27 protein-coding genes are annotated in these 25,387 nt (G+C 42.1%); 17 read left to right on the top strand and 10 right to left on the bottom strand.

Annotation, left to right across the window (positions count from 1 at the left end; all coding sequences use genetic code 11):
• Window positions 1-7: 7 nt before the first annotated feature.
• From thrC to sodB, 4 genes are all read right to left on the bottom strand, one after another.
• Window positions 8-1,450 (bottom strand): threonine synthase, encoded by a 1,443-nt coding sequence (gene thrC, locus DQN48_RS06775; protein WP_013023610.1) that lies wholly within the window; start codon window positions 1,448-1,450, stop codon window positions 8-10.
• Between the two features lie 70 nt (window positions 1,451-1,520).
• Complete coding sequence (gene cmoA, locus DQN48_RS06770) at window positions 1,521-2,240, bottom strand: carboxy-S-adenosyl-L-methionine synthase CmoA (protein ID WP_013023609.1); 720 nt, start codon at window positions 2,238-2,240, stop codon at window positions 1,521-1,523.
• The gene (locus DQN48_RS06765; protein ID WP_013023608.1) at window positions 2,240-3,448 is read right to left on the bottom strand and encodes an MFS transporter; all 1,209 of its coding nucleotides are present in this window, start codon (window positions 3,446-3,448) and stop codon (window positions 2,240-2,242) included. Before DQN48_RS06765 ends, cmoA begins: the two co-directional genes overlap by 1 nt.
• Before the next feature lie 16 nt (window positions 3,449-3,464).
• The gene (gene sodB, locus DQN48_RS06760) at window positions 3,465-4,103 is read right to left on the bottom strand and encodes a superoxide dismutase [Fe] (RefSeq protein WP_013023607.1); all 639 of its coding nucleotides are present in this window, start codon (window positions 4,101-4,103) and stop codon (window positions 3,465-3,467) included.
• A 194-nt stretch (window positions 4,104-4,297) separates the two neighbouring features.
• On the opposite strand from sodB, the gene DQN48_RS06755 reads away from it, so the two are divergent.
• The 10 genes from DQN48_RS06755 (at window position 4,298) to fliY (ending at window position 12,964) form a co-directional block, all read left to right on the top strand.
• The gene (locus DQN48_RS06755) at window positions 4,298-5,518 is read left to right on the top strand and encodes an aspartate aminotransferase family protein (protein ID WP_013023606.1); all 1,221 of its coding nucleotides are present in this window, start codon (window positions 4,298-4,300) and stop codon (window positions 5,516-5,518) included.
• Between the two features lie 233 nt (window positions 5,519-5,751).
• Entirely contained in the window at window positions 5,752-6,237 is a 486-nt protein-coding gene (aroQ, locus tag DQN48_RS06750; protein ID WP_013023605.1) for a type II 3-dehydroquinate dehydratase, read from the top strand.
• Window positions 6,230-7,267, top strand: a complete 1,038-nt coding sequence (locus tag DQN48_RS06745; RefSeq protein ID WP_013023604.1) for a M24 family metallopeptidase — start codon at window positions 6,230-6,232, stop codon at window positions 7,265-7,267. The genes aroQ and DQN48_RS06745 overlap by 8 nt, the downstream gene beginning before the upstream one ends.
• A gap of 4 nt (window positions 7,268-7,271) precedes the next feature.
• Window positions 7,272-7,841 (top strand): 2-amino-4-hydroxy-6-hydroxymethyldihydropteridine diphosphokinase, encoded by a 570-nt coding sequence (folK, locus tag DQN48_RS06740; RefSeq protein ID WP_013023603.1) that lies wholly within the window; start codon window positions 7,272-7,274, stop codon window positions 7,839-7,841.
• Window positions 7,838-9,181, top strand: coding sequence for a flagellar biosynthesis protein FlhF (gene flhF / locus DQN48_RS06735; protein ID WP_013023602.1), 1,344 nt, complete (start codon window positions 7,838-7,840; stop codon window positions 9,179-9,181). Before folK ends, flhF begins: the two co-directional genes overlap by 4 nt.
• Window positions 9,178-10,044, top strand: a complete 867-nt coding sequence (locus DQN48_RS06730) for a P-loop NTPase (RefSeq protein WP_013023601.1) — start codon at window positions 9,178-9,180, stop codon at window positions 10,042-10,044. The genes flhF and DQN48_RS06730 overlap by 4 nt, the downstream gene beginning before the upstream one ends.
• Window positions 10,045-10,056: 12 nt before the next feature.
• Complete coding sequence (locus DQN48_RS06725) at window positions 10,057-10,371, top strand: hypothetical protein (RefSeq protein WP_013023600.1); 315 nt, start codon at window positions 10,057-10,059, stop codon at window positions 10,369-10,371.
• A complete protein-coding gene (locus DQN48_RS06720) occupies window positions 10,371-11,066 on the top strand; it encodes an RNA polymerase sigma factor FliA (protein WP_013023599.1) in 696 nt (231 codons plus the stop codon). Before DQN48_RS06725 ends, DQN48_RS06720 begins: the two co-directional genes overlap by 1 nt.
• Complete coding sequence (fliM, locus tag DQN48_RS06715; protein WP_013023598.1) at window positions 11,059-12,132, top strand: flagellar motor switch protein FliM; 1,074 nt, start codon at window positions 11,059-11,061, stop codon at window positions 12,130-12,132. The genes DQN48_RS06720 and fliM overlap by 8 nt, the downstream gene beginning before the upstream one ends.
• Complete coding sequence (gene fliY, locus DQN48_RS06710) at window positions 12,125-12,964, top strand: flagellar motor switch protein FliY (RefSeq protein WP_013023597.1); 840 nt, start codon at window positions 12,125-12,127, stop codon at window positions 12,962-12,964. The genes fliM and fliY overlap by 8 nt, the downstream gene beginning before the upstream one ends.
• 419 nt (window positions 12,965-13,383) lie before the next feature.
• Here fliY and DQN48_RS06705 read toward each other — a convergent pair whose 3' ends face one another.
• The 6 genes from DQN48_RS06705 to DQN48_RS06680 all read right to left on the bottom strand — a co-directional run bounded on the left by DQN48_RS06705 (window position 13,384) and on the right by DQN48_RS06680 (window position 18,687).
• On the bottom strand, window positions 13,384-14,241 hold the full coding sequence (locus DQN48_RS06705) for a hypothetical protein (RefSeq protein WP_041913200.1): 858 nt from the start codon (window positions 14,239-14,241) through the stop codon (window positions 13,384-13,386).
• A gap of 320 nt (window positions 14,242-14,561) precedes the next feature.
• Window positions 14,562-15,638, bottom strand: a complete 1,077-nt coding sequence (aroC, locus tag DQN48_RS06700; RefSeq protein ID WP_013023595.1) for a chorismate synthase — start codon at window positions 15,636-15,638, stop codon at window positions 14,562-14,564.
• Window positions 15,635-16,306: a ribonuclease III gene (gene rnc, locus DQN48_RS06695; RefSeq protein WP_013023594.1), complete on the bottom strand. Its 672-nt coding sequence runs from the start codon at window positions 16,304-16,306 to the stop codon at window positions 15,635-15,637. The genes aroC and rnc overlap by 4 nt, the downstream gene beginning before the upstream one ends.
• Window positions 16,293-16,730, bottom strand: a complete 438-nt coding sequence (rnhA, locus tag DQN48_RS06690) for a ribonuclease HI (RefSeq protein ID WP_013023593.1) — start codon at window positions 16,728-16,730, stop codon at window positions 16,293-16,295. Before rnhA ends, rnc begins: the two co-directional genes overlap by 14 nt.
• 2 nt (window positions 16,731-16,732) lie before the next feature.
• The gene (locus tag DQN48_RS06685) at window positions 16,733-17,782 is read right to left on the bottom strand and encodes a tetratricopeptide repeat protein (RefSeq protein WP_013023592.1); all 1,050 of its coding nucleotides are present in this window, start codon (window positions 17,780-17,782) and stop codon (window positions 16,733-16,735) included.
• A 2-nt stretch (window positions 17,783-17,784) separates the two neighbouring features.
• Window positions 17,785-18,687: a SurA N-terminal domain-containing protein gene (locus tag DQN48_RS06680; RefSeq protein ID WP_013023591.1), complete on the bottom strand. Its 903-nt coding sequence runs from the start codon at window positions 18,685-18,687 to the stop codon at window positions 17,785-17,787.
• A 300-nt stretch (window positions 18,688-18,987) separates the two neighbouring features.
• On the opposite strand from DQN48_RS06680, the gene DQN48_RS06675 reads away from it, so the two are divergent.
• The 7 genes from DQN48_RS06675 to DQN48_RS06645 all read left to right on the top strand — a co-directional run bounded on the left by DQN48_RS06675 (window position 18,988) and on the right by DQN48_RS06645 (window position 25,387).
• Window positions 18,988-19,425, top strand: coding sequence for a Dps family protein (locus DQN48_RS06675; RefSeq protein WP_013023590.1), 438 nt, complete (start codon window positions 18,988-18,990; stop codon window positions 19,423-19,425).
• A 69-nt stretch (window positions 19,426-19,494) separates the two neighbouring features.
• Window positions 19,495-20,784 (top strand): histidinol dehydrogenase, encoded by a 1,290-nt coding sequence (gene hisD / locus DQN48_RS06670; RefSeq protein ID WP_041913395.1) that lies wholly within the window; start codon window positions 19,495-19,497, stop codon window positions 20,782-20,784.
• Complete coding sequence (locus DQN48_RS06665) at window positions 20,784-21,062, top strand: DUF2018 family protein (protein ID WP_013023588.1); 279 nt, start codon at window positions 20,784-20,786, stop codon at window positions 21,060-21,062. The genes hisD and DQN48_RS06665 overlap by 1 nt, the downstream gene beginning before the upstream one ends.
• Complete coding sequence (locus DQN48_RS06660) at window positions 21,055-21,423, top strand: hypothetical protein (protein WP_013023587.1); 369 nt, start codon at window positions 21,055-21,057, stop codon at window positions 21,421-21,423. The genes DQN48_RS06665 and DQN48_RS06660 overlap by 8 nt, the downstream gene beginning before the upstream one ends.
• A 5-nt stretch (window positions 21,424-21,428) precedes the next feature.
• Window positions 21,429-22,328, top strand: coding sequence for a polyprenyl synthetase family protein (locus DQN48_RS06655; RefSeq protein WP_041913199.1), 900 nt, complete (start codon window positions 21,429-21,431; stop codon window positions 22,326-22,328).
• 9 nt (window positions 22,329-22,337) lie between these two features.
• A complete protein-coding gene (gene hemA, locus DQN48_RS06650) occupies window positions 22,338-23,642 on the top strand; it encodes a glutamyl-tRNA reductase (protein WP_013023585.1) in 1,305 nt (434 codons plus the stop codon).
• Window positions 23,643-23,653: 11 nt separating this feature from the next.
• Window positions 23,654-25,387: a proline--tRNA ligase gene (locus DQN48_RS06645; protein ID WP_013023584.1), complete on the top strand. Its 1,734-nt coding sequence runs from the start codon at window positions 23,654-23,656 to the stop codon at window positions 25,385-25,387.

The raw sequence follows: 25,387 nt of genomic DNA, 5'->3' as shown, positions 1-25,387 counted from the left end.
GGGGATTTTAGAGCAATTCCAAGATGGCATCTTCTACAGAGGAGATGTGCAACACTTTTTGGTGCAAAATCTTTTTTTCAAATAATTCTTGGATATGCGGAGAAGGGGTGAGGCTTTGTGTTTGTTCTATATGAGCTATTGCATCTTTGTCACAAAGCATTTTCCCTGTAGTAGCCTTTGTAATAATGGGTGCAAATTTACTCCATTCAGCAGTGGAGCAGACGATGTTATGCGCCCCTTTGAGTTTTTCATAGGCATGGATGGCATTGGCGGTGTGGGGGTCAATCAGGATGTTTTGGAAGTAATATTTTTTCAAAATTTCTAGGCACTGCGTATCGCTGCAATCTAGGGACTCAAAATCTTTTTGCAATCTCAAATGCTCTTCTTTGCTAAGGGTGTAGGATTTTTTTTCTTCTAGCTCTTGCATGAGTGTCCTTGTCTTATTTGCGCCAAATAAAGCAAACAAGACGCGCTCTACATTAGAGCTTTTGAGAATGTCCATGGCGGGAGAATAGGTGTGCAAAAGTTGGCGCTTGGAAATATCATAGCTGCCTGTAGTGATGAAGTCATGCAAGATATTATTTTTATTGGTGGCAATGAGGATTTTTTCTATGGGAAGCCCCATTTTTTTGGCATAAAAAGCCCCCAGTGCATTGCCAAAATTCCCGCTGGGAATAATTGTCTTAACCATCACTCCATAGGGGAGATTGCGCTCTTTGAGATAATGCAAATACCCCCAGATATGATAGAGAATCTGAAAAATAATTCTTCCAAAATTCACAGAATTTGCTACTGATAGTGCATGGCCGCTATCTTTGAGTTTTTTGTGGAAATCTTTTTTTTGAATCAGGGATTTTAGGATGCTTTGAGCATCATCAAAATTCCCCTCAATCCCAAAGACAAAAAGATTTTTGGCATTTTGTGTAATCATTTGCAATTCCTGCACATCGCTCGTGCCTCCCTTGGGATAGAGGCAGACGACTTTAGTGTAGAGGAGATTTGCAAAGCTATCTAGCGCAGCTGGGCCTGTGTCTCCGCTTGTGGCAGCAAGGATGAGGTATTGTTGTTTTTCTTGTTTGCAAAGAGCGCTAAAAAGTGCACCAAATGGCGCTAATGCCATGTCTTTAAATGCGCGAGTCCTGCCATGATAGAGCTCCTGGATGGAGAGATCAGGGGAGATGGGATGCAATGGAGCGGGATTGCTAGGATCATCAAAGCTCTCATAGCGCTTTAGTGCCTCATTTAGCAAAGAATCCTCTACCCCCAAATCCAGCGCTTCAAATAGGGATTTGCATAATGCGGTGTAGGAGAGGGAGGTGAATTTTTCAAAATCGATTTTTGGGAGTTCTTGTGGTACCCATAGACCACCATGGGGAGAATCTTGATGTAATAAAGCTTGCTTGAAAGTGGTGGTTGTTTGCTGATCTCTGGTGCCTACAAAACTTAGCATGATAAACCCTTCTGGCGAATTTTATCCCCATTTTAGCAAAACACTTCAAAAACTTAAGGCTTCCTAGGCTTTAAAATTTTGCGATTAGCGTGCCAAAATTCACCCACTTAAAGAGTACTTCGATACTCTGGAACCCCGCATTTCTAAGCATCTCGAAATTTTCCTCCAGGCTGTAGGGAATCAGTACATTTTCTAGCGCCTCTCGCTTTTTTGTGATTTCATTTTGACTATATCCCTGCTCTTGTTTAAACTGATAATAGCGCTCTATCATTGCTTTATCCATCCATTTATCCCCACTGCTCATTTTTTCACTCAGAAGAAAAATCCCTTGTTTTTTTTGTAGGCTTTCTGAGATTTTTTTCACAAGTTTTTCGCGATGAAGTGGGCGCACAAATTGCAGTGTGTAGTGTGCGACAATTACATCGCAATCTCCAAAATCTTTTTGCAAAAAATCCTCACACAAAAACTCAATGGGTGCAGCATAGGCACGTGCTTTTTGTGTGGCAGTCTGAATCATGGCCAAAGAGCTGTCAATCCCATACATCTTGGCATCAGGTAGCTGCAATCTCTCATGCAGCGCAAGCAAGAAATTCCCAGTAGAGCTTCCTAGATCATAAATTATGGGGCTTGAGAGATGTTTGAGATGATTTTTTATGAAATCAATGCAAAGCTCTAGGGTATTTTTGTAATAGGGGATGGAGCGTGATAGCATGTCATCAAAAACGCTTGCGACTTCGGCATTAAAGTCAAACTGGCTTTCTTGATCTTGGGTAAAAATCTGATCTAGCATCAAAATTTCCTATCCTGGCTGCGCCAACTCATAAAAAGAAACAAAAAAGAGACAGAAAAGAGCATTAGTGTAAAAATCGCGATCATTTTTACGATTCCTAGATGGGAGACAAATGTCTGTGTAATTAGGGGAGAGGTTGCTTGTCCCAAAAATACTGAGCTTGCCAAAAATCCATAGGCACGGGATCTCTCGCCCTCTTCTGCGATATGAAAAAGCCAGGCATTGGTGTTGATTAGCGAAATCCCAAGACTTGCTCCCAAAAAGCAAAATCCTATGAGGACGCTAAGATAATTATGCACTAGGCTAATGCATGCAAAGCCTAGGGCAAAGAAACTCAATGCCAAAAAAAAGATCTCATAGAGGCTAAAGAGCTTTCGCAGTTGCATGTAGAATAATGACCCAATTGCCATGGCCACTGAGACCACTGCTAGGGATACGCCCACTCTAGTTTGATCGATATGCAGATAATCTGTCATAAAAAAGGGCATTTGGGTGGGGGCAATATAAAAGCATATCATGATAAACATTCCCAGTAGATACATGGGGATGAACTTGGAAAAAGTAAATTTAGTGGGGTTAGCGTGGGTCTTGTGGTGGAATTTAATGGGTTCAAAAAGCTCAAATATCCCAAAAATTAAAATCACAAAACCAAGAGAATACACCAAAAAGGGATAGCGCCAGCTCATGCTGGCCAAAAACCCTCCCAGTGTTAAAAAGATCCCTGCGCCAAATGCCATAAAAAAATTTTGCAGCATCAACGCCTTCTCGCGCCGGGCTCCTGAGTAATAGTCTGCTAGCAATACTCCAATGCCCGTCATGAGAAATGATGCAGCAATTCCTAGGATAGCCCTAGATGTAAGGACCAAATAGATATTGTTGAGGAAAAAGCCTGATATGCCAGCTAGACTCCAGATCATAAGTGCGAAAAAGATGATATTGAGTCTGCGAAATCTCTCAAATAAAAAACCTGCGATAGGAGAAAAAAATACCATGAGCAGAGAGGGAATGGTGAGGATGAGTTTGGAGAGGATTTCTGCGGATGGGCCAATGTCGGAGAAATGTTTCTCTAGCGCTGGTAGGGAGGGCGCGATGATCGTAGCCCCCAATACCGTAGTCGCAGAGATGGAAAAAAGTGCAGCCTTAAACAACTTGCTTTCTGTGAAGAAAAGCAGCAACTCGTGATAGGTGCGTTTTGTCTCAATTGACATCAAGATTTCTTGAGATTTATTTACTGTGAATTAGGACGCTAATGAAATGTTGCACAGAACCCAATCCCTCTTTGAGTGCCCATTCATAGGATTTAGATACAAATTCCCAATTGATATGCTCATAGAATTTCTCTAAATACACAGGGCGGGCATTTTTATGATCCACATAATACGCGTGCTCCCAAACATCCACAACAAGCAGTGGTACTTTGTTCTGTGTGACTGGAGTGGCAGCATTGCTAGTTTGGACGATCTCAAGCTTTCTGTTTGCCACATCATATACAAGCCAGCACCATCCAGAACCAAAAAGTGTGGTCGCACTTGTTAGGAATTTTTCTTTAAAGGTGTTTGTGCAGCCAAATTCTTTTTCGATTGCGGTTTTGAGCTCTTGGCTGATAGAGGTTTTTTCTGGCGTGATGCAATCCCAATAAAAATCATGATTATAAACCTGCGCGGCATTGTTGAAGATTCCACCGCTAGATTTGGTGATGATCTCAAACAAGCAGCTATTAGCAAACTGGCTGTCTTTGATGAGATTATTGAGATTGTTGATGTAAGTCTGGTGATGTTTTCCATGGTGAAAATCAAAAGTAGTTGGGCTTAAAAAATCTCCGAAAGAATCCTTTGGATAGGGCAGTTTTCTTAATTCAAACATTGTGTCTCCTTGGTCTAGTATTTATGATCCATTTTTGGATTTTCTATTGTACCTATTGTAACGAAATAGAATGTAATATTTGAATTCCTTGCCTGAATTTTTGCTTTTATTCTATAATTCAAGCAGTGCAACACTAACTAAGAATTTCCCAAAAGTTAAAGACAAAAAAAGAGAAAAGCAAATAAGGTTGGATCATGGATTTAGAAACACTAAAAAAGCTAGATTATAATTTTGTGCTTCATAGTTATGCAAAGATGGAAGTTAATTTCGTATTGGGCAAAAATTGCACGCTTTATACGCAATGTGGCAAGGATTTTATTGATTTTGGTAGTGGGATTGGGGTGTGTAGTGTGGGACATAGCAATCCCATACTTAACCATTGTATCAAAGAGCAGGTGGATCAACTCATTCATATTTCTAATCTCTATCCAAACCAACCCCAGGTGCTTTTGGCTGAAAAAATCGTCGAACTTAGCAAAATGCCCGCTCGCGTATTTTTTAGCAATTCTGGTGCAGAGGCCAATGAAACTGCTATCAAGATCGCGAGAAAATTTGGCGAAGAAGAGGGCGGGATCAAGCGCTATAAAATCATCACGCTAAAATCCAGCTTCCATGGTAGGACGCTTGCTACTTTGCGGGCCACAGGGCAGGAGAAACTACATCGATATTTTTCCCCATTTCCCGATGGTTTTTGCATAGCAGAGGATATTTTAGACATTTATAATCTCATAGATTCTCAGACTTGTGCGGTGATGCTTGAGCTTATCCAAGGGGAGGGTGGTGTCAATGCATTTGACAAAAAGCAGATCCAGGATTTAGCGATTTTTCTCAAAGAAAAAAAGATTTTGCTCATTGTCGATGAGGTACAAACAGGGATTTATCGCAGCGGAGAGGTTTTTGCAAGCCATAAGTATGGGATTTTGCCAGATATTATAACACTGGCAAAGGGGTTGGGTGGAGGTATACCCATTGGCGTGACTCTGACCACGCTAAAAGATATTTTTGCCCCAGGAGATCATGGCAGCACTTTTGGGGGAAATTTCTTATCCTCAAGAGCCGCGCTCTGTGTGCTAGAAATCTTGGAAAAAGAATTTCAAAGTGGTGCGATTGCCCTGCGAATTAAGCACTTTGATGCATATCTTAGAAAAATCCAAGAAGAGTTTTCTGATTTGTTTTCGGGTATCAGTGGTATGGGGCTCATGCGTGGACTCAAGACCAAAAATGTGGGTTTGCAAAATCTTGTCATTAGAAATGCTTTTGAGGAGCGTTTATTGGTGCTGAAATCCGGAAGTGATATTGTGCGCTTTCTGCCTGCGCTTACCATTAGTGATGAAGAAATGCGGCTGGGTTTTGAGCGATTGAGAAATGCTTGCTTAAAGACCATGGAGCAAAATTCAAATTCGCTTGCATGTTAGTAAATGACCCCTGCAGGTGCATTAAAATGCTCGCCTATCCTGCCAAAGACCTCCCAAAAATCCACAAGCCTACTCATCTTAAGTGGATTTGGGATCTGGCTGCATCAAAATTCAAATCCCAGAAATGAGTGCCAAAAATCCTATAAAATATTTTAAATGCCAAGGTTTGTCAGGCTGTTTCTTATTAGCCTAGTTTATGTATAGTAATGCAAAATTTCACATTAAGGACTTTCATGAAAATTTTAGTTATTCAAGGACCCAACCTCAATATCTTAGGGCACAGAGATCCTCGGATTTATGGACCCATGACATTGGAGCAAATTCACAACAATATGCAGGAATTCGCCAAACAAAATAAATGTGAGCTAGATTTTTTCCAAAGCAATTTTGAAGGAGAGATTATTGACAAGATCCAGGAATGCATCGGGGGCGAATATCAGGGCATAGTCATCAATCCTGGCGCATATGCCCACACTTCTGTGGCTATCGCTGATGCCATTGCATCTTCTGGAGTCCCAGCAGTGGAAGTGCATTTGAGTAATATTTTTGCGCGAGAGGATTATCGAAAAGTGAGCTACACAGGCGCAGTTACTGGCGGCGTAATCACTGGATTTGGAGCATTTGGCTATCATTTGGCGCTCATTTCCATCCTGCAGATTATTGGTGAGATAGAGGCCATCAAAGCTGCCCAAGCAGAGGCGCAGAAAGAAAATGCGTAATTTCATCACCTCTAATGAAAATGCGCAATTTTATGAGTGTGGCTATAACTGCGATAATGCGTGGTTTGCAAAATTAGAGGGCAATTCGTTTTTTATCACTGATGGGCGCTATACCACAGAGGCCAGGGAGTTTATCCGCAGTGGGACAGAGATTATCGAGAGTCATGACATCACCGCATCCCTCATCTCCCTGCTTAATTCCCAAAAAATTAGAGAGCTTTATTTTGACCCTACGCAGCTAAGTTTTTCTACCTATCAAGAATTGAGCGCCAAGACTCAAGTCAAGCTTATAGGCGAGAAGAAGTTCCACCAAAAAATCCGCATTTGCAAAACTCCCCAAGAGATTGCAAAGCTTGAGCGCTCTCAGATCCTTAATCAGCAAGCCTATCAAAAAGTCGCTCGTTTTTTGCAAGAGAGGGGAGAGGGAGGGACTGAGAAGTCCTTGCATTATCAAATTGAGGGATTTTTGCGTGATGAGGGTAATTATGAGCTTAGCTTCCTGCCTATTTTTGGAATTAACCAAAATGCTGCAAAACCTCATGCGCTACCCTCTAAGACATCACTGAAGCAAAAAGATTTGATTTTGCTGGATGCAGGGATTAAGTTTGAGCGTTATTGCTCAGACTGCACCAGAAGTGCGCAATTTGACAAGGAAATGCATTTTGGCAAGGATCAGCATTTTGCAGATCCCTTCCGCCAAAAAATCTATGATATCGTGCGCAGGGCACAGGAGAAAACCATCGAGCAGATTCGTGAGGGGATGACTGGCAGGGAGATTGATAAGATTGGGAGAGAGATCATCTCTCAAGAGGGCTATGGCGAGTATTTCACGCATGGAACGGGGCATGGCATCGGACTGGATATCCATGAGTTGCCCATTATCTCAGCACGTAGTGAAGAAAAGGTCTCTGAGGGAATGGTGTTTTCTATCGAGCCTGGCATTTATTTGCCTGGTGATTTTGGCGTGAGGATTGAAGATCTTGTAGTCATAAAAAACGGGCGTGCAGAGGTTTTGGCACAGATTCTGTGAGTCTATGCGTGCCTTATTTTTCACTCCCCATTTCCCCCTGGCGCCTCTTGACTCCTCCTCAAATGTTTTTACTAGGAAGTTTGGTTTTCTTTGCAGGCCTAAGGGATTTCATTCCAAGAGATTTTATTTCCCTCCTGCATCACAAAATTTCCTAACTCTTGGGATTGGGGGGAATGAGGGGGATGTGATTGCTACTTTTACAAAACTCATCCTTTGGCTCAAAAATCATCCCAATTTTCATTTCATCATCACAAGCCCCATTTATCGTAATCCTGCTTTTGGATACAAAAATCAGCCAGATTTTTATAATGCCACCATTTCTCTCATCACGAATTTGAATCTGAATGCAATCTATCATCTGGTGTTTTATTTGGAGCGAAAATTTGGCAGAGCTAGGAAGCGGAGATTCAAAAATGCCCCGCGCACACTGGACATTGATATTTTATTTTTTGGGCACAAAGTGGTAAAATACCCGCATCTAAAGATTCCCCATCCTGCGTGGAAGCAAAGAGAATCTGTTATAATACCGCTATTGTTACAAAGCTTAGTGATGCAAGGAGAAAAAGGAAGATGAAGCTCTATACTTATGGCGGGGAGACGGCAGCAGAGGCTCTCAAGATTGTGCAGAGCAAGCATGGGGAGGATGCACTCATCATTAAGACCAATGAAGTGCGCAAAAAAACCCTTACCCAACCTGGCCTCTATGAAATCGTCGTGGCCGTGGATGAGGCAAAAGCCAGCTCTCCTTCCTTGCAAAAAAACAGTGTGCAAAATCGCTTGGATACCATCAGCAAAAAAAAGATGCAAAAGAGCTATTTTCCTGAACTAGATTCTCCTGATGATGCTGCAAGTCTGGAGCTTTCTGAGACGGTGCAGCAGATTCATGAGATCCAAGCCAAAAAACATCCTCCAAAAAAAGAAAATTTTGACTTTCTTTTTGAAAATAAGATGTATCAAAAAGAAGAGCGCTTGAAAAAAGAGCAGCAAGAAGAGGCTAAGGAGTTTAAGGCCATAAAAGCAGAGTTGGATAAATTAAACGATCGAATCAAATTGATTCAAAATATGGTTTGGGAAGAAAAATGCCCCACCAATCTGCAGATTCCTCAGGAGTTTGCAGAGATTTATCGCATCGCAAAGAATAGCGGCATCTATCAGGTGCATTTAGATGAGATCATGAAGCTAAGCTTAGAATTGATGCCACTGAAGATGCGGGAGAATTCTGTGACAATTAAGCGTTACTTTCGAGAGATTTTGCGCAAGATGCTGTATTGCCGTAATGAAAATCTTGACATGAGCAGCAAAAAAATCATCATGCTTATTGGTCCTACAGGCGTGGGAAAAACCACTACCCTTGCTAAGCTTGCTGCGCGCTATTCCAGGCTTTTGGATCATAAATATCGAGTGGGAATTATTACATTAGATACTTATAGAATCGGTGCATTGGATCAGCTTACTTGGTATGCACGCAAAATGAAAATCAGCATTGAAACAGTAATTGAGCCTGAGGATTTTTTGAGAGAAATTGATGCTTTGCGCTATTGTGATGTGATTCTTGTAGATACTGCAGGGCATTCTCAACATGACAAGCAAAAGATCCAGCAATTAAGGCGCTTTGTGCAAAATGATTATAAAATCGATGTGTCCCTCGTGCTATCTGCCACGACGAAATTTGGAGACCTCAAAGATATTTATCATGCTTTTAGTGATTTGGGTGTGGATTCTTTTGTATTTAGTAAGCTTGATGAGAGCAGGGGGCTTGGCAATCTTTTTTCTCTTGCTTATGAGACAAAAAAGCCTATTAGCTATCTTTCTATTGGTCAAGAAGTACCAACGGATTTGTGTGTAGCGACAAATGATTATCTTGCTGACTGCTTGTTGGATGGGTTTTATAATCCGAATAAGGGGAAAAAATGAACGAAAATCAAGCAGCAAAGCTCGAGCAACTTTTAGACAGCGACAAAAGGCTGCATGCTACAAAATTCATCGCTGTTACTAGCGGAAAGGGGGGTGTGGGCAAATCTACCATTAGCGCAAACCTAGCCTATACCCTCGCTAAAATGGGCTATAAAATCGGCATATTTGACGCAGACATTGGTTTGGCGAATCTGGATTTGATACTTGGGGTGCGTACGCAAAAAAATATTTTGCATGTATTGCGCGGGGAGGCGAGCTTTGATGATGTGATCTATCCTGTGGATAAAAATCTCTATCTCATCCCTGGGGATAGCGGGGAGGATATCCTCAAATATGCAGAAAAAAATAATATCCTAGATAGCTTTGTCAATCAAAGTGTCATCTTCAATGCCTTTGATTATGTGATTGTGGATACTGGTGCGGGGATCGCCCCTACTACCCAGGCTTTTTTGAATGCATCCGATTATGTGGTTGTGGTGACCACCCCAGACCCCTCTGCTATTACGGATGCCTATGCCACCATAAAAATCAATGCCAAGCAAAAGAATGAGATTTTGATGATTATTAATATGGCTACTCGTTCACAAGAGGCGCTTAGCATCTTTCAGAAAATTCAGGGTGTCTCTGCCAAAAACATGCCAAATCTGGAATTATCTTATCTAGGATGTTTGATTAGTAATAATTCTGTGAAGAATTCCACGAAATATCGTGAATTGTTATGCAAAACAGAGTCTTATAATGCCTTTAGCATCGCGATGGAGGAAATCGCAAAAAATCTGGTTTCAAAAATGGAACGTAATGTGCTTGATACTCGAAGGGCAAGCTTTGGTGGTTTTTTCAAAAGGTTGCTAAGCTATCTTTGATGAGGAGAAGAGATGAAGCCATTGAATTATCTCAATTTTTCTGTTGCCATGGGATTTTTCTTAGGACTTGCAGTCTCGATTGCCAAGTTTGATGAGCCTGAGATTATTTTATTTTGGACAGTTGTTTCTACCATTGGGTTTTATTTAATCGTGATGCTGATTGTTTCTGTTTATACTTGGTCATTGGATTTTAATCATAAGATTTTTGATAAAAAACTCCTAGAGAAGCGTCTAGATTATTTTGACAAAGAGTTTGACAGTCGAGAAAAAGAGGCCCAAGATATCAAGCATTATCTAAAAAGCTTTGATTTTGATGGCAACATGTGATGAAAATAGATGCTTATAATCAAAATCTCAAATATTCTCAAGATGAGCTAGCCATTCAATATCTACCCGCTGTAAGGGCCATGGCCTATCGCATGAAGGAGCGTTTACCAAGCTCTGTAGATGTCAATGACCTCATTTCCATTGGCACAGAAGAACTCATTAAACTTGCTAGAAAATATGATAGCAAACTTAATGACTCTTTTTGGGGATATGCTAAGACTCGGGTCAATGGAGCGCTATTAGATTATTTGCGCTCACTAGACATCATCTCGCGGGCAAATCGCAAGCTCATCAAAAGCATCGATCAGGAGATCACGCGCTATTATAATCAACACCAAGAAGAGCCAAGCGATGCCTATTTGGCCCAAGTTTTGGGAGAAGATGAGGAAAAAATCCGTGAAGCTCGTATTGCCTCTGATATTTATTTGCTCGTGCCAATTGATGAGCAATACAATGCAATTGAGAGTGATGATATTGTAGAGAAACTCGAAAAAGAGGAGCTGGTCCAAAAGATCAAAAAAATCCTAAGTGGGCTTAGCCAAAGAGAGCAGATGATTATGCAGATGTATTTTTTTGAAGAAATGAATCTTAATGAAATTAAGGAAGTTTTGGACATCACAGAATCCAGGATTTCACAAATTACCAAAGAAGTGATTAAAAAAATTCGAAAAGTAATAGGAGAGAATCATGGCTGATATTTTGAGTCAAGAAGAAATTGATGCTCTATTAGAGGTCGTGGATAATGATGATGTGGATTCCTCTGCAAATGAGCAGGGAATCTCTCCCAAAAGACAGATCACACTCTATGATTTCAAGCGTCCCAATCGCGTGAGTAAAGAACAGCTGCGTGCATTTAAGGGTATCCATGACAAAATGGCGCGTAATCTTTCTAGTCAGATTTCAGCAATTATGCGCAGTATTGTAGAGATTCAGCTTCATAGTGTGGATCAGATGACTTATGGGGAGTTTTTGATGAGTTTGCCTAGTCCTACAAGCTTTAATGTATTTTCTATGAAGCCAATGGATGGTACAGGCGTGCTTGAGATTAATCCCAGTATCGTGTTTTCCATGATTGATCGATTGCTTGGTGGTAAGGGGGAGACTTATGATCATCAGCGTGAATTTAGTGATATTGAGCTGAATTTGCTAGATACCATTTTGCGCCAAATCATGCAGACCCTAAAAGATGCATGGGGTCCGGTAGCAGAAATCTTTCCTAGCGTTGATGCAAAAGAATCTAGTCCCAATGTTGTGCAGATTGTTGCGCAAAATGAAGTGGTGATTATGGTGGTGATGGAGATGATTATCGGGCATAGTAGCGGCATGCTCAGCCTGTGTTACCCAGTCATCTCTCTAGAGGCAGTGCTCTCCCGTTTGGGTAGTCGCGATCTTGTGTTATCTGAGACTAGCTCCAAAAAATCTCGCAATAAAGAGTTGCAAGCCCTAATTGGCGGGGCAGGGATTTCTTTGAGTGCATTTTTGGGTGGTGCCAATCTCTCACTGCGCGAGATCTTGGAATTACAGCGTGGGGATATCATTCGGTTAGATCGTGTGGCTGATGACACGGTATTTGTGGCGATTGATGGGAAGGATAAGTTTTTGGCAGATATTGGGCTGCAGCGTTATCGCAAGACCATCCGCATTAAAGAGGCGATTCGCACAGAAAAAGATCAGGTAAAAGAGATTTTGGAGATGCTAGAGATCCAACGCAAGAACAAAATCAATGAAATAGAAGCAGAGAAGGAAGAAAACTATGAATAATTTCATTAATCTTTTTTCACAAGAGGTGGTGGCTACGATTGAGGGGTTGATGGGAGCGACCCCGGATCTAGGCCAGGGCAAAGAAAGCTCTTTGCATGATGCAAATATCACCCCGCCCTATGTTTTTATTAGCATCGAGGCTAAGGGGGATTTTGGTGCGGATTTGGGCATGCTCATGCCCATTGACCTTGCCACAGCACTTGCAGATACTATGGTAGGGGGAGAGGGTGAAAGCAAAGAGAGCGTGGATGATGATGATTTGGATGCCATCAAAGAAATCAATAGCAATATTTTTGGCGCGCTTTCTACGAGCTTAAATTCCCAAAAAAAGCTTCCAAAGCTAAGTTTTTCTTGCAAAAATGTTGCATCCATCACAAATGAGCAGGATCTCTCAGATTTTGCTAGAGTCTATGATTTTGCCTTTTCTCTCAATCGTATCAAATCACATTTTTTGCTTCTGTGCACCAAGGAGTTTGAGGAGAATTTCAGCGGCAAAAAAGAAGAAGCCTCCAGCCCTCAAACAGAAGAAATAGATAGTGCACCTGGGCAGAATTTGAGTCAAGAGGAGATGAAAAACATTGGAATGCTCTTAGATGTCAAGCTCAATGTGAAGGTGCGCATTGGGCAAAAGCGCATGCTGCTTAAGGATGTGACTTCTATGGATATCGGAAGCGTGATTGAGCTTAATCAGCTGGCCAATGAGCCTTTAGAAATCCTCATTGACGACAAGGTGATTGCCAAGGGTGAGGTGGTGATTGTGGATGGGAATTTTGGGATCCAGGTCACAGAAATTGGGACCAAACGCCAGCGCTTGGAGCAGTTAAGAAGCTAGGTTTTGTACTCGTGCGAATTCACAAAACTGTGTTTGGGGAGGCACCCTTGAGACGCTCCAAAGCTTCGATTTAATTACTTCCTATCATGCTTATGCTGAAAAAAGCCCTAAAAAGTTCTAAATTTTGTTCTTGCTTTGATTTTTAAAAATTGCAGCCGCGCACACATCGCACGAAACAAACCCCAATCCCTTGCTTTGATTTCATACACACATTTCCAGAACTCCCCCAGACTTTGCTGTGTGGGTTTTTTCTTGCGTTAGATGAATTGCCATGTGGGAGGGTTGATTGGCTTTAAATTGCGCTGGCATGCTTTGTTGCGTGAGAATTTAGCACGTCGAGACGTTGGTTGGCCTCGCTCTTCCTCTTGGTTTTTTGTTTGTCCTTTTTTTGCTTCTTTATCCCCTTTATTTTTTGGATCTTAGAATTTGAAGTTGATGCCTACTGTGAAGTTTAGCATACCATCAAAGGTAATTTTGTGTTGCACGCCATTTTGCGTAAAATGCTTCCTGAAGCTGTTGCTTTCAAAGCGCAGGCGAGCTTCTAGTTCTAGGTAGGAGAGGAGGTTGAAGATCATGCCGATATTAGCCCCCACTCCAAAGCTATTGCTATTGCCATGATCATGGGTCTTGAGCCAGGCGCTATTGCCATTGATCCCTACAAAAACATCCACAAGCTGGGTGAGTGAGTATTTGTAATCCAGGTTCAAAAGCAGCATCTGTAAAAACGCATAGGAGCGTCCAGAGGCAAAGAAATTATCCAGGTTATAATCCAAAAACAAGCGCAGGGAGTGCTCAGGCTTAATGATGAAGGCATAGCCAGCCTTGATGCCATAACTTAGGGCAAATCTATTGCTGTTTTTATTGGAATCTAGGTGTGCGGTCATGACATCAAGCCCCCCGGCAATCCCCACGATCCCATAGCCAAACCGAGTTTGATTGGGTATGTAGAAATCCTGAGGCTCAGTATCATTGGCTGCTGTATCTTGCTCGGAGTTTTGATTAGAGCTTGCGTTTTGATCTGAATTTTGGTTTTGTTCTGAGTTTTGATCAGAGTTTGCATTTTGCTCGGAGTTTTGATTGGAATTTGGCCCTGTGAGCTCAACGCCATTGGAGTAGTCATCTGATGCAGGAGCTTCTCGTCTAGGTGTGGTGAAGGGCTCCTCATATGGCGTTGCTGGCTGTGGGTTAGCATAAGGGTCTTCAGATTGCATATTTTCTTGTGAAGCCCTTAGTATGCAAAGGGACATTGCCATAACAAAAAAGAGAAATTTTTTCATAAGCCTTCCTTCCTGAATTTGGTGATTTTTATGAATGTTTTTCTGATTTTCATCAGACAACGCTAGGATAGAATCCTGACAAATCCTCCTAGATTCAATGCATCCAGCGCAATGGCACCTTGTTTGAAAGTATACCAAAAATTATGCTGATGCGCCTAGTCATTGCAATTTTTGCGCCAAGAAATTTCGAAAAAATTTAAAAAAGAAACCTGGAAAGAGAGGCTTTTGGAAGCACTGTGGTAAGGCAAGGATTTTGGCAGGTGTTTTGCCAAAATCCAGTCAAAAGCGCTAGAGAAATGCAAAAATCCTGACTAAAAATCTCAAAAATAGATTTTTTCTAGATTTTGCATCGTGGAGTGGGTGTTTAGCAGTAACATATCTGCAAGCACCAGAGAGAGGAGATGCTCGCATACCACGCTGCCGCGCACAGCAATGCAGGGATCATGCCTGCCTTTGATGTTGAGATTTGTGGGATTCCCTAGGACATCTTTGCTTTGTTGCGTGAGAAAAATGCTGGGAGTTGGCTTGAAATGCACTTTGATTAGGATTTCCTCGCCACTGCTCATGCCTCCTAGAATCCCGCCATGATGATTGCTCAAAAATCCTTTAGCATCCATTGCATCATTGTTTTGGCTACCGCGCATCCTAGCACTTTGCACCCCCGCACCAATCTCAATGGCTTTCACGCCATTTAATCCCATCAACAAGCCTCCAATGGCAGCATCTAATTTGTGATAAAGCCCTTCACCAAGCCCTATGGGGATGCTCCCATAAGCGCGGATTAAGGCCACTCCACCGATGCTATCATGAGCATTTTTGGCATCCATGATGCATTTTTTTTGTGCTTCTTCTTTGGCGGGATCTAGCGCATAGATGGGGCTTTTTTGTGCATGATGGAAATGAATATTTTCTGCGCCAATCTCCCCGATGGCATAGATTCCACTCTGCGTAAAGATTCCAAAGTGTTCTAGGAGCATTTTGGCAATACTCCCTGCGCATACTCGTGCTGCACTCTCTCTAGCACTGCTTCTGCCTCCGCCGCGATGATCGCGAATACCATATTTGTGAAAATATGTAAAATCCGCATGTCCTGGGCGAAAAACATTCTTGAGATTTTCATAATGTGAGCTTTTTTGGTCTTGGTTGTAGATGAGCATGGCTAGTGGAGTCCCTGTGCTCACCCCCTCAAAAACCCCACTTAAGATCTCTACATGATCCCCCTCTTTTCGCTGGGTGCTATAGAGATTCCTGCCTCCTTTGCGTCTCTCTAGCTCTTGGTGGATTCTTTGCATGTCAATTTTGAGTCCAGAGGGCAATCCATCCACCACGCAGCCAATCCCAACCCCATGGGATTCCCCAAAGGTTGTGACGCGCAATTGTTTGCCAAAGGTGTTCACGATTTTTGTTCCATGATTTTTTGGTAGGCGATTTTGGCGCAATTTTGCTGTGCGCTCTTTTTGCTAGTTCCGATAGCCTTTGCATATTCTTGGTTTTGGATATATACAGAGACTTTAAATTTCTTGCAATGATCTGGCCCAATTTCTTCTAAAAGTTCATATTTTGGAATCTCATGAAAGTGGGCCTGCGTGAGCTCTTGAAGCGCGGTTTTGTAATCGGTAAACAGGCTCTGTGTATCGATTTTGGGATAGAGTTTGTGCAAGAGGTGGTAAGTGATGTCTTTTGCCCTCTCTAGTCCAGCTTCTAGATAGACCGCACCAATAAGCGCTTCAAAAGCGCTAGAGAGTATAGAGGGCTTTTCTCTACCCTGATTGGTTTCCTCATTGCTAGAGATGAGGATGAAATCTTGGAGATGGATGGCCTTGGCAAAACGCATGAAACTCTGTTCATTCACAAGGGCAGCGCGCATTTTGGAGAGATCTCCCTCTTTGTGCTCAGGAAACTCTTGATACAAAAATTCACCAATTAGCAAATCCAAAACCGCATCGCCTAAATATTCCAATCGCTCATTGTTTTTCTTGTTTTTACAGCTTTTGTGTGTGAGTGCAGTAAGCAATAAATCTTGATTTTTGAAATGATAATTGATCGCTTTTTCAAGATTTCGCATATTGTTCCTTCAGTTTCTTTGCTTGTTCTCTTGCGATTGTATCACATTTTTCATTTTCTGCATGGTTGCTATGCCCCTTAATCCAGTGTGTCTGGATCTTGTGATGAAGTGAAACCCTTAGAAATTCCCTCCACAAATCTGGGTTTTTGACATTTTTGAAATCTTTTTTTATCCAATGAAAAATCCATTTTTCTACGCCATCGCATACATAGCGCGAATCGCTATAAATTGTGATTTGACAAGGTTCTTTGAGGGCTTTGATGGCTTCTATCACGGCTAAGAGCTCCATGCGATTGTTGGTGGTATGACTCACTGCGCCGCAAAGGATTTTTTCTTGCTTTTTGTAGCGCAATATCGCGCAATATCCGCCAAATCCTGGATTCCCCAAGGAGGAGCCATCGCAATAAATTTCAACTTTTTTCATTTTTAGATTTTTTGAAGGGTTTTTAGGATTAGGTCTAGCTGCGTGAGCTCCTCGCAACTAGGACAGCGCATGGAATCAAAGGGAAAAATGCTTTTGCAGTGATTGCAGCGGTATTCAAATCCCAAATAGACTTGAAACTTGGAGTGTTTTTGCATGAGATGCAAAACTTCCAATTCAAATATCTCACAAGGAGTGGTGCTTGGAAAATATCCCTTGGCAACAAAGATCTCAAAGATTTTGGGGTGGTTGGTGATGATGCTTGGCAGAGATTCTCTTTCAAATTCCCACAAAATATCAATGATATTACGCGGATTTTCCATAGTGAGAACATAATCCCAGAATGCTTGGAGATCATAATTTTTCAAAAATCGCAAGATTAGTTTGTCAAAAAGAGGATTTTTCTTGCCAATCTCAAAAGCATTTTTTACTTTTTTTGCAAGGGGGATTTGGTGGGTGTTTAGCAAAATCATGAGATAAAAATACTGTTGATTCCTGTTATAGAACTCCTGGTGATTTTCCTCATCACTGGGCTCTTCCTTGATCTCATCTAGGCATTCTAGCGCCTCTATGGCCTTCTGATATTCCCCCATATTTTCATAACATTGGATGAGCTTTGCCATGGCTTCTTGATTGCGTGGATAGGTTTTGAGAATCTGGGTGAAGATATCTTTGGCACGTTGTAAAAACCCCGCATTAAGATAGGTGATACCAAGGGATTGGAGGATGATGATTTTGGTTTGTGGATGCTTAGTAGATTCTAAAAGACTGAGATAAATCTGTATGGCCACTTCGTTGTTGCCGCTTTTGGTGTGGGTCTGTGCCAGGGCGATGAGGGAGGGAGTGGCCTTGGGATAAAGGGATATGAAATGCGTGATATCTTCATTGAGGCTGGTGTATTCATAGGATTTGGCCAGCGCTTCGAGGGATTTACGCTTTTTGAGTGCACGGTATTTGTTGCGAGAATAATCAAAAAGCGCGATGGTGGTGATAATGGCAGCTAGGATAATGATGCCAAAAAGGGGATCGCGATAGGCAAAAACAATACTGTCCATCACTACTTTCTAAGCGTAATAATGCTTGCTTTTTGTTTGATTTTTTCAAAATGATCTTCCAAAATCTTGTCCTGGCGCTTTTCGATGAGTTTTTGAGTGATGAAATTTTTTGCCTGCTGGAATGTGATTTGCTCTTCTCCAATTTTTTCCTTGATTAAGAATGTCACAAAAGTATTATTCCCTGCATTGAGGATGGTGGTGAATTCATTGATTTTGGTGGTGGCAAAAACCTGTCCAATCTGCGGAGCCAGGGAGGCTAATGACATTTTTTCTTGGACTCGTTCCACTCCGCGCATCGCTGTATCAGGATGCTTTATGGCTTCTTCTAGGAGTTCAGAACTTTTTGCACTATAGCGCACCACTAAAACCTCTTTTGGCATATTGAATTCACCGCGATGTTTGTTGTAATAATCGCGCATCTCCTCCTCTCCAGCGCTATTGCCATTAGACATGAGCACACTGCGCATGAGCTCTTGAGTTTCCATTTGCTCTTTGAGATGCTTTTTGAATTCTCTTTCACTCATGTGTTGCTCTTTTTTGATTGCAGAGAGAAAGGTTTTGGTGTCCATGCCATTGCGATAGGCCATGTTTTGGATCTCATTATCAATCTTTTCCTCATCAATATTGATTTTTAAGCGTTTAATCTCTTGTTCTTTGATCTTTTGTGCCACAAGAAAATCAATAGCCTTTTCCTCGGTGAGCTTTTGTTCCTTGGCAGTCTGTTTTATTTGATAGAGTGTGATGGGGTCGCCATTGACTGTGATGGCAATGCCTGCGATGAGTGTGCCTTTTGGAGCTATCTGGGATTTTTTTTCTGTGGAGGGCTCTTTTTTTTCTTTTGTGCTTGCTTCCTCTTGTGCAAAGAGCAAGGAAAACACCAGGGCAAAAAATAGCAAGAAACGCATGAAGGTCCTTCAATTGAATAAGGTGAATTTTAGCATAAGATTTTTGTACTCAAATCCCAAAATCTCGCCCTCTGTCTGAATTTACTGCTTTTGGTGGATAAGAGAGGCAAGAGGGCTAAATGTGTCAAAATCCTAGGGAATCAAAGATGAAATTTGTGAGTGGGGCTTTATGAAAATGCTTGAGAAAATATGCAGAAAAATTGGCAGAATGATTAACAATGAAATTACATTCTTCAAATATACTCCTACCTTGAATCACGTACCATGTGAATCACATCCATCAAAAAAAAGGAGAAACTTATGAAAAGAACAATTGAACTACTCAAGCAACTACAAGCAGACAGCCTTGTGCTTTTTATGAAGGTGCATAATTTCCATTGGCATGTAAGAGGTACAGATTTCCATCATGTGCATAAGGCCACAGAGGAGATTTATGAGAGATTTGCAGACATGTTTGATGATCTTGCAGAGCGCATGATCCAATTGGGTGAAAAACCCATTGTCACGGTTTCTGAGGCGCTCAAGATTTCAAAAATCAAAGAAGAGACAAAAACCAGCTTTGTATCCAGAGAGGTTTTCCATGAGATTATTAAGGATTATGAATATCTTTTGGAGCATTTCAAAAAACTATCAGAGCTTGCTGATGAGATTAAGGATAAGCCAACAGAAAATTATGCCGATGATGAGGTTGCGTATTTGCAAAAAGCTATCTGGATGTTGAAGGCCTCTCAGGCCTGATTCTGAAAAAAGGAGGGGGTCTCATGAGGCAGGAGAAAAGCATCAAAAAAAGGAAGTGGATTTTTGGGAATTAGAATCATCGCGACGACGCAGGATCATTTTTCACAAGCATTTGAGGAAATTTGCAACCGCGGCAAAATAGACATCAAGAATGTCATCCCAAGGGTTATGGAGATTTTGGAAGATGTCCAGAGTAATGGCAAACTCGCCCTCCTTGGGCAAGTGGAAAAATTTGATGATTGGAGACCTAGGGATTTTGAAGATTTGCGAATCTGTGAGGAATCTTGCAAAAATGCTTATGAAAAACTAGATCCTTTGAGCAGAGAGGCTCTATGCCAGGCATATGAGAGGATTTATACGTTCCATGCCAAGCAAAAGTCAAAAACTTGGCTGGATTTTGAGCAGAATGGAAATATCTTGGGGCAGAAGGTCATGCCCATGGAGCGAGCAGGGCTGTATATCCCTGGAGGGAAGGCATTTTATCCCAGTTCGCTTCTAATGAATGCGATTCCTGCGATTGTGGCGGGAGTGAGGGAGATTGTAGTCTGCAGCCCCACTCCTCATAATGCCCCTAGCCCTATGTTTTTGGCAGCCCTGCATCTCTGCAAGATTAAAGAGGCCTATAAAGTGGGTGGCGCAGCAGCCATTGGCATGCTTGCTTATGGCGTAGAGCAATGCAAAAAAGTAGACATCATTACTGGGCCTGGAAATATTTTTGTAGCCACTGCCAAAAAAATGGTATTTGGCGATGTGATGATTGACATGGTGGCAGGGCCTAGTGAGATTGTTATCATCGCAGATAAGAGCGCAGATGCCAGGAGTGTTGCTAGCGATTTATTGGCCCAGTCTGAGCATGATGAAATGGCTAGCGCGATTTTGCTCACTGATGATTGGGGATTGGCGATGCGCGTGAGCGAGGAGATAGAGGCTTTGCTGCCAAGTTTGGCGCGCAAAGAGATTGCTGGCAAAAGCATTACAACACGTGGAATGATTATTGTGGTGCGTGACATTGCTCAGGCCATTGAGCTTAGCAACATCCTAGCTCCTGAACATCTCGAGCTCTTAATTCAAAATCCCATGAATGAGCTTGCAAACATTAAGCATAGTGGTGCGATTTTCTTGGGATCTTATGCCCCTGAGGCGATGGGAGATTATATCGCTGGGCCCAATCACACCTTACCAACTGGCGGAAGTGCCCGATTCTTTTCGCCGCTGAGCACAGATCATTTTATGAAAAAAAGCTCCATCATCTATCTTTCTAAACAAGGTTTTGATACACTGGCCCCATATTGCCAAAGGCTTGCAGAGATCGAGGGGCTAGGTGCGCATCAAAAATCTGTAGCCATAAGGAGGATATAATGTGGGAAGATTTGGAAGTTTTGCAAGGAGATCCCTTGCAAAAATGGCGAGAGATTGTCTTTCATGCAAATAGAAATATCGCAGAAAAGCAGCTAGACTTGCTACTCACACGTGTGGCCATCGTGGAAAAAATCCTGCAAGAAGCAGATCTAGAGGAGAGATATTCCAAATTAAGGCGCCAGCTTGGCGGTGATCAAGAGTTGCAGAGTGAGATTCATGCAAGAAAGGTTGATTTGGCAATTGAATCCATGGCAAGCATCTTGAGTGAAAATGAATAAATTCCTTCTTTTTCTCTCCTGTGTAGGGATGCTTTTGTCTAATGATTGGAATTTTGATCAGGAGTTTTTGCTCAAAAAAGATGAGGTTGTTTCTGGCAGAGTGATGACAAGCGGAGGGGAGAAGGCGCTTTCCCTGCGATGGACATTGTTCAAAAAAGATGGGCTAGTCCTCCTGCTAAAATACGATCATTTCCCCCATCAATTCATTCTTTACAAAGATCTAAGTCGTGATCGCTATATTTTGAATCTGGATCAAAGTGGAGACAAAAATCATCTTGTTTTGCAATTTCGAGGTTTTGAGGATAGGAGGGCAAAGATCTGGTTGGGGGTGCAGGGAAATGTGGATTTTGTCTTGAATTAAGGAGTGTGATGGAACAAAAACTGGAATTAGTGCAAAAACAAATCGCAGATTACATTAAAGAATTGGAGAGTGAGGAAATTTTAGATTTTTGCAAGCATTTGCAAAATGGCAAGATGTTGCGCTCTAGGCTCATTCTCGCAATCGCACCTAATCACCCCGATGTCATCAAGCTTTGTGCCATTGTGGAGATGATTCAAAATGCGTCGCTTTTGCATGATGATGTCATTGATGATTCCCTACTGCGCCGCGGGAATCCTTCTATTAATGCACTTTTTGGCAATAAAAATTCCATTATGCTGGGGGATGTGTTTTATTCCAAGGCATTTTTTGAATTGCTTGATTTGGACAAGAGGATTACTAAGAGTATTTCTGATTGCGTGGTGCGACTCTCTCGGGGCGAGATTAGTGATGTGATGATGAGCAGGGCCTTTCAGCCAGATTTTTTGAAATATTTAAACATGATTGAAGATAAAACCGCCTCGCTTGTTGCTAGCAGCGCAATGAGTGCTAGCATTCTTGCAAATCTTGATGTAAAAAAACATTATAATTACGGCCTCAATCTTGGAATTGCCTTTCAGATCGTTGATGATTTATTGGATGTCTTTGGTGATGACAAGACATTGGGAAAGCCTGCGATGAATGATTATGCAGAGGGAAAGACCACATTGCCCTATATTCTCTTGTATGAGAGAAGCTCACCCAAGGATAGGCAAGAGCTAGTGAGCTATTTCAAAAAACAAGATCCAGAGATTTCTGCGTGGATTTTGGCAAAGATGCACGAATATGAGATTTTTCCGCTCGCACAAAAAATTGCCAGAGACTATGGTGTGCTTGCCCTTGATGCTATCAAAGGTGAGGAGAGATTAGAATCCATTGCAAGGCAAATGATTTTTCGAGAATTTTAAGGATCAGTGATGCAGTATTATGCCTTGAGTTTTTCATACAAAAAAACCCCCATTGTGCTTAGAGAGCAGATTGCAATTCTTCAAAATGAATTTTTAGCATTTGGGAGAGCCATCAAAGATGAGGACTTGGAAGAAGTGGTGATTGTCTCTACTTGCAATCGCACAGAATTTTATTGCTATACCAAAAACCCCGCATCCACCAAGCAAAAAATCCTCTCCACTCTCTGTGCGCAAAAATCCTTGTCCCTAGAGCTTTTGGAGGAGAGTGCAGAGAGTTATCAGGATATTGAGGCGATTCATCATCTTTTTTGTGTAGCCAGTGGCCTAGATAGCATTGTGATTGGAGAGACACAAATTGTGGGACAAATTAAAGATGCTTATAGGAGTTTTTATGAGGCAGGATTGTGTGCCAAGGCATTGACACGCCTGGTGCATTTTGCTTTTCGCTGTGCTGCAAAGGTGCGCACTCACACAGAGATTGCCAAAAATGCCACTTCTGTGGCCTCTGTGGCAGCGCGTGAAGCAGTGGCTTTGGGAGAGGGGAATCATCTAGAAAAGCGCGCGCTCATTATCGGTTTTGGGGATATTGGCAGACTCTGTGCCAAATATTTATTGGGCCATGGTTATGAGGTAATGATTTGCAATAGAAGCCAGGAGGGGGTGTGGAATTTTTTGGAGAAGAATCCTGGGCAAAAAGAAAAAATCAAGTTCCATCCCCTGCAAGATCTAAGCGACATTATTAATGACTTCCCCTTTGTTTTTAGCGCCACTGCTTCTCCCCAAACCATCATCCAAAAAGAAATGATCATCCCATCACCAAAAAAACGCTTCTTTTTTGATCTGGCATTGCCCAGAGACATCCAGACTTTTGTGCTAGAAAATGTGAAAATTTATGTGATTGATGATTTTGATGCGATCGTACGCCAAAATCTTGCCAGCAAAAAAGAGGGCATGTATAAGGCCTTTGAGATTGTGGGGATTGCAACAATGGAATTTCAAAAATGGCTGCAAAATCTTGATGTCGAGCCTTTGATTAAAGAAATTCGCCAATTGGCCAAACAAGCAGCATTCAAGGAAATCAAAAAAGCCATCAAAAAAAGATACATCACCCCAGAACAGCAATATACCATCGAGAAAATCCTGCACCAGGCCTTCAATACCTTTTTGCATACTCCCACACAAAACCTGCGAGAGAGCGTGCACAGCCAGGAATCTGATATTATTTTAGAGTCTGTGAAGAGCTTTTTTGGCATTTGTGAGGAAAAAATGCTGCTTAACACCTATAAATGCGAGTATGACACTGCAACAAAATAGAAAGGAATTTCATGCGTTTCTCAAAATATTTCATCCCCACCCTCAAAGAAAATCCCAAAGACGCGGTATTAAAAAGTCATCAATATCTTGTGCGCGGGGGATTTATCGAGCAGATTGGGAGCGGGATTTATAATTTTTTGCCCCTAGGAAAAAAGGTGCTAGAAAAAATCTCTCAGATCATTAGAGAAGAGATGAATGAAGCGGGTGCATTAGAGATGGCAGCGGGGTTTGTTGTCCCCTCAGAGCTCTGGAAGCAATCAGGGCGCTATGAGAAATATGGCAAGGAATTGCTGCGCTTCAAAGATCGCAGGGAGAATGAATTTGTGCTAGGCCCCACCTGTGAGGAAGCCCTCACCAATCTTGCAAAAAATCTCATCAAAAGCTACAAAAGCCTGCCTCTAAATTTCTATCAGATTCATCTGAAATTCCGCGATGAGGTGCGTCCTAGATTTGGCCTCATGCGAGGAAGAGAGTTTATCATGAAGGATGCCTATAGCTTCCATGCAAATTTTGAGGACTTGGATAGGGAATTTGAAAATATGCACCAGGCATATTGCAGGATTTTTACACGCCTGGGGCTGGATTTTCGCGTGGTTGATGCAGATAGCGGAGCAATTGGCGGCAGTGGGAGCAAGGAATTCATGGTGCTAGCAGATTGTGGGGAGGATATTATTGTGGTATGTGAGAATTGTGATTATGCTGCAAATATCGAGGCGGCCAAGCGCAAAAAAAAGCTCTCTAGCATAGAGGCACCTAGGGCAGAGTTTGCAAAGTTCCGTACACCTGATGTTAAGAGCATTGGGGAGCTTTGTGAATTTTTTAAGATTGATGCGTTTTATACGCTCAAGGCCATCGTGAAAAAAGCCATCCTTTTAAAAGAGGATCAGATTGCTGAGGAATTGGTGTATTTTTTCATCAGAGGGGATGATGAATTGGAAGAGACCAAGGCCCTCAATGCCCTTAACACCCAGGGAGCCAATGCGCTTGAACTCACGGATGCAAGCTCTCAAGACATCAAAGCTGCGGGGCTTTTTGAGGGATTCATTGGGCCTTATGCATTGCGCAATATCACGGGTGCCAAATGGATTATTTTTGATGAGGAATTGCGCGATGAGAGGGATTTGATTTGTGGGGCAAATGAGAGAGATTATCATTTTGTGGGCGTGGATCTTAGCACCTTTGAGGGGTTGGTTTATGCGGATTTGGTGAATGTCCAAGCAGGGGATGTTTGTACTTGTTGTGATGGGAAGCTCACCCACAAAAAAGGCATTGAAGTGGGACATATTTTCAAATTAGGTACCAAATACTCCCAAGCAATGCAGGCGGTTTTTTTGGATCAAAATGGGAAATCTCAAGCCTTTGTGATGGGCTGCTATGGGATTGGTGTCTCTAGGTTGTTGCCTGCAATCTTGGAGCAAAAAAGCGATGCGCTTGGCTGTGTGTGGAGCAGTACCACTGCACCTTTTAAGGTGGTGATTATCCCCTCCAACAAAAAAAATCCCTCTGAGGTGGAGTTCTCCCAAAGGCTTTATGAAAATCTCCTCCAAAGGGGTGTGGATGTATTGCTAGATGATCGAGATGAGCGCTTTGGTTTTAAAATGAAGGATTTTGAGCTTATTGGTTTTGAATTTGCCATTGTCGTGGGGAAGGAGCTTGAGGGGGGAAGGGTGGAGATTTTTGAGCGAGAGGGTATGCAAAAGCAAGTCGTGAGTGCGGATATCACGCAGATTTGCGCGCGATTTTAG

The organism is Helicobacter mustelae (assembly GCF_900476215.1).
Classification (GTDB): domain Bacteria; phylum Campylobacterota; class Campylobacteria; order Campylobacterales; family Helicobacteraceae; genus Helicobacter_H; species Helicobacter_H mustelae.
This window is presented reverse-complemented; position numbering and strand designations above follow the sequence as displayed.